The organism is Kitasatospora sp. NPDC057198, from assembly GCF_042670125.1.
Taxonomy (GTDB): domain Bacteria; phylum Actinomycetota; class Actinomycetes; order Streptomycetales; family Streptomycetaceae; genus Kitasatospora.
In genome coordinates this window covers 1-4,310 of record NZ_JBHUWH010000588.1, presented here as the reverse complement: position 1 = coordinate 4,310, position 4,310 = coordinate 1, and the positions used below count along the sequence as shown (strand labels likewise).

General features: G+C 74.8%; 5 protein-coding genes. 3 read left to right on the top strand and 2 right to left on the bottom strand.

The features are described 5' to 3' along the window. Positions 1 to 70 precede the first annotated feature (70 nt). Together ACFUEL_RS36015 and ACFUEL_RS36010 are read right to left on the bottom strand one after the other, a co-directional pair. On the bottom strand, positions 71 to 1,405 hold the full coding sequence (locus ACFUEL_RS36015; RefSeq protein WP_380241854.1) for a sugar porter family MFS transporter: 1,335 nt from the start codon (positions 1,403 to 1,405) through the stop codon (positions 71 to 73). A gap of 291 nt (positions 1,406 to 1,696) precedes the next feature. After that, positions 1,697 to 2,362 (bottom strand): pyridoxamine 5'-phosphate oxidase family protein, encoded by a 666-nt coding sequence (locus tag ACFUEL_RS36010; RefSeq protein WP_380241852.1) that lies wholly within the window; start codon positions 2,360 to 2,362, stop codon positions 1,697 to 1,699. Positions 2,363 to 2,396: 34 nt separating this feature from the next. Between ACFUEL_RS36010 and ACFUEL_RS36005 the strand changes: the two genes are divergently transcribed. The 3 genes from ACFUEL_RS36005 to ykgO all read left to right on the top strand — a co-directional run bounded on the left by ACFUEL_RS36005 (position 2,397) and on the right by ykgO (position 4,282). Beyond that, positions 2,397 to 3,713, top strand: a complete 1,317-nt coding sequence (locus tag ACFUEL_RS36005) for an aminotransferase class I/II-fold pyridoxal phosphate-dependent enzyme (RefSeq protein ID WP_380241850.1) — start codon at positions 2,397 to 2,399, stop codon at positions 3,711 to 3,713. 12 nt (positions 3,714 to 3,725) lie between these two features. After that, the gene (locus tag ACFUEL_RS36000) at positions 3,726 to 4,076 is read left to right on the top strand and encodes a hypothetical protein (RefSeq protein WP_380241848.1); all 351 of its coding nucleotides are present in this window, start codon (positions 3,726 to 3,728) and stop codon (positions 4,074 to 4,076) included. An 83-nt stretch (positions 4,077 to 4,159) separates the two neighbouring features. Beyond that, entirely contained in the window at positions 4,160 to 4,282 is a 123-nt protein-coding gene (ykgO, locus tag ACFUEL_RS35995; protein ID WP_111552099.1) for a type B 50S ribosomal protein L36, read from the top strand. Positions 4,283 to 4,310: the final 28 nt, after the last annotated feature.

Below are 4,310 nucleotides of genomic sequence, written 5' to 3'. Positions count from 1 at the left end.
GCCCGAGCCCGCCCGAGCCCGCCCGGCGGGGCAGGCCGGGCGGGCTCGGGCGGGCGGGAGGGCGGGCCGCTCAGCCCATCTCCTCCAGCGCCTTGCCCTTGGTCTCCTTGATGCAGAAGGCCACGAACGGGATGGACAGCAGCGCGAAGCAGGCGTAGATGACGTACGTCGCCGACAGGTTCCAGTCGGAGAGGTTGGGGAAGGTGACGGTGATCGCCCAGTTGGCGATCCACTGCGCGGAGGCGGCCACCGACAGGGCCAGCGCCCGGATCCGGTTGGGGAACATCTCGCCGAGCAGCACCCAGACCACCACGCCCCAGGAGAAGGCGAAGCAGAACACGAAGACGTGCGCGGCGACCAGTGCCGTGGTGGCGTACGCGTCGTCCAGGGTCGCGCTGTCGCCGGTGCCCTGCCGGAAGGAGAACGCCCAGGCGGCCAGGCCGAGCGCGACGGCCATGCCCGCCGAGCCGGCCAGCGCCAGCGGCTTGCGGCCGATCCGGTCGACCAGCAGCATCGCGACCACGGTGCCGACCACGTTGACGATCGAGGTGGAGAGCGAGATCAGCAGCGAGTTGGACTCGTCGATGCCGACCGACTGCCACAGGAACGACGAGTAGTAGAAGATCACGTTGATGCCGACGAACTGCTGGAACACCGAGGCGCCGATGCCGATCCAGACGATCGGCAGCAGCCCGAACCGGCCGCCCAGCAGGTCCTTCAGGCGCGGCTTGTGCTCGGTGTTCAGGACGCGGCGGATCTCGGCGATCCGGGCGTCCAGGTCGACGTCCGCGCCCTCGACCTCGGCCAGCACCTTGCGGGCCTGCGCCTCCCGGTTGTCGGCGATCAGGTAGCGCGGCGACTCGGGGATGGACAGCGCCATCAGGCCGTAGACGACGGCGGGCACGGCCTCCACGCCGAGCATCCACTGCCACGCCTGGACGCCCGCCAGGTGGTTGGTGGACTGGCCGTCGGCCGCCTGGTTGAGCGCCCAGTTGGCGAGCTGCGAGACGGTGATGCCGAGCACGATGGCCATCTGCTGGAAGGAGGCCAGCCGGCCCCGGTAGGCGGTCGGCGCGACCTCGGCGATGTAGGTCGGGGCGATCACCGAGGCGATGCCGATGGCGATGCCGCCCAGCACGCGCCACACCCCGAGCACCTCGATGCTGGGCGGGAACATCGAGCCGACGCCGCTGATCGCGAACAGCACCGCGGCCAGCAGCATGGTGCGCACCCGGCCGTAGTGGTCGGCCAGCCAGCCGGCCACCACCGCGCCGGCCGCCGAGCCGAGCAGGGCGATCGCGACCACGAACGCGGTCTCGCCGTTGCCGACGCCGAAGTGCTTCTGGATGCCGGTGACCGCGCCGTTGATCACCGCACTGTCGTAGCCGAACAGGAATCCGCCCATCGCGGCGGCGGCGGAGATGAACACCACGTGGCCGAGGTGCTCGTCTCTGGGGGCGGCGTGGGTAGCCAGTGGTCTCTCCCTACATGATGATCCGTCCCGTTCTGGGCGGAAATCTCCGGAGGTAATTCGACCAGCGGCTACCCCGTCGCCCGTGTCCGACACGCCCGGGGGCGATGAACTGTCAGTCCGACGAACGGTCAGCGGCGCCCGTCCGCAGGGCCATCCGCCGCAACGGCCGCCCCTCGGGGCCCCGCGCCGCCCCGGCCCCGGACGCCGCCGCCCGGCCCCGGATCAGCGGGCCGGCTCCCGCAGGTAGCCGGGGAGCCCGGCGTCGGTGTGCGGGGCGGGCAGCGGCGTGCCGTGCGCCGGGGCGACCGGGACGACGCCGGCCCAGTACGGCAGGCCGAGGTCCTCCTCCTCGTCGTTGACGCCGCCGGTGCGGGTCTTGGCCGAGACCTGCTCCAGCTCCAGCCGGACCACCGCGGTGGCGGCGAGCTCCTTGGCGTTGCCGGGGCGGCAGTCGGCCGAGCGGCCCGGCACCACCTGGTCGACGATCGCGTCCAGCGCCAGGCGCAGCTCGGCGGGGTCGGTGACCTGGTGGGCGGTGCCGTGCGCCACCACCGAGCGGTAGTTGACGGAGTGGTGGAAGGCGGACTTGGCCAGCACCAGCCCGTCCAGGTGGGTCACCGTCACGCACACCGGCAGGCCCTCCCCGCCCTTCGCGCCGTGCAGCGGCCGGCTGCCGGTGGAGCCGTGCAGGTAGAGCCGGTTGCCGACCCGGGCGTACAGGGTGGGCAACACCACCGGGGCGCCGTCCCGGACGAAGCCGAGGTGGCACAGGTACCCGGCGTCCAGGATCGCGTGCACCGTCTCCTCGTCCCAGGCGGCGCGCTCCTTGGAGCGGGTGGGGGTGGTCAGGGCGTTCCTGGTGTACGACCCGCCGGGGCTGTCCGACATGACAACTCCTCTGCACTAGTGCATAATCTTCTTTGTGCTAGGAGAGTATCGGATCACCGGTCGGCGGGCCAGCGATATTGCCGCCGACGTCGAACGTGCCGTCGCCGCGGGGGAGTTGGCCCCCGGCGCCACCCTGCCCCCGCTGCGCGAGCTGGCCGGCGAGCTCGGGGTGAACCCCAACACGGTGGCCGCCGCCTACCGCCTGCTGCGCGAGCGCGGCGTCATCGAGACCGCCGGGCGGCGCGGCAGCAGGGTCCGCCCCCGCCCCGTCACCACCCCGCGGGACCAGGCCCGGCTGCCCGTTCCGCCCGGCGCGCGGGACGTCTCGGCCGGCAACCCCGACCCGGCCCTGCTGCCCCCGCTGGGCCCCGCCCTGGCCGCCGCCGCCACCGGCCCCGCCGTGCTCTACGGGCACCCGGTCGCCGAGCCCGAACTGCTCGCCGACTACCGCGCCGAGTTCCGCGCCGACGGCGTCCCCGAGGGCGAACTCGCGGTCTGCTCCGGCGCGTTGGACACCATCGCCCGCGTCCTGGCCGCCCACCTGCGCCCCGGCGACACCGTCGCCGTCGAGGATCCGGGCTGGGGCAGCGTGCTCGACCTGCTGCCCGCCCTCGGCCTGCGCCCCGCCCCCGTTCCGGTCGACGACCAGGGGCCGCTGCCCGGCCCGGTCGCCGCCGCCCTCGACCACGGCGCCCGCGCCCTGATCGTCACCAGCCGCGCCCAGAACCCCACCGGCGCCGCCCTCACCCCCGCCCGCGCCGCCGAACTGCGCGCCGTCCTGGCCGGGCGCCCCGCCACCGTCCTGATCGAGGACGACCACGGCCACGGCATGGTCGACCAGCCCTTCCAGTCCCTCGCCGCCGGCACCGTCGCGCACTGGGCACTGGTGCGCTCCGCCGCCAAGGCGTTCGGCCCCGACCTGCGGGTCGCCGTCTGCGCCGGCGACGCCGACACCGTCGCCCGGGTGCTGGGCCGCCAGCGGCTCGACGCCGGATGGGTCAGCCACCTGCTCCAGCGCGCCCTGCTCGAACTGCGCCGCCGCCCGCCCGTCCCCGCCCCCGTCTACCGCGCCCGCCGGGACGCCCTGCTGGCCGCCCTCGCCGCGCACGGCGTCCGCGCGCACGGCGCCAGCGGCCTCAACGTCTGGGTGCCCGTCCCCGACGAGACCGCCACCGCCGCCGCGATGCTGCACCGCGGCTGGGTCACCGCCCCCGGCTCCCGCTTCCGCCTCGCCTCCCCGCCCGGCATCCGGATCACCGTCTCCACCCTCGACCCGGCCGAGGCCGCCGACCTCGCCGCCGACCTGGCCGCCGCCCTCTCCGCCCCCGCCGCCGGCTCCCGGCTCACCTGAGAAGGGCCGGCCGTGCTGATCCGCCTGATCCGCCTGCACCCCGGCTCGCCCCCGCTCGCCGAGGCCGAGACCCCGTACGGCCCGGCCCGCGCCCTCTGGCGCGGCGACCCGGCCGACCCGCCCGGCCCCTACCGCGTCGAGTGGACGGTCGACGAGGACCACGCCACCGTCCGCCCCGCCGCCCTCGCCGCGCCCGCCGTCCGTACCGAGGGCGGAACCCTCCGGCTGACCGGCGAGTTCGACGGCGCGGGCCGGCTGCGCACCGGCGACAGCAGCATCCTGCTCGAGCTGTCCGCCCCGCCGGGCTGGATCGAGGTCGCCGTCCCCTGCGAGTGCGCCGAGCTGTACCCGTACCACCTCTGATGTCTGTCATGTCCGCGAGGAATAGCGGGCGGCTCCTCCCCGTTGCAGGACGCAGTGCCCCGACGACCGGGAAGGATCCCGCCATGCGCGTCCGAAACTCGCTCCGCTCCCTGAAGGCCAAGCCCGGTGCGCAGGTGGTCCGCCGCCGCGGACGCACCTTCGTGATCAACCGCAGGGACCCGCGCTTCAAGGCCCGCCAGGGCTGACGGCACGGCGGGGCCCCCGACCGGAAGG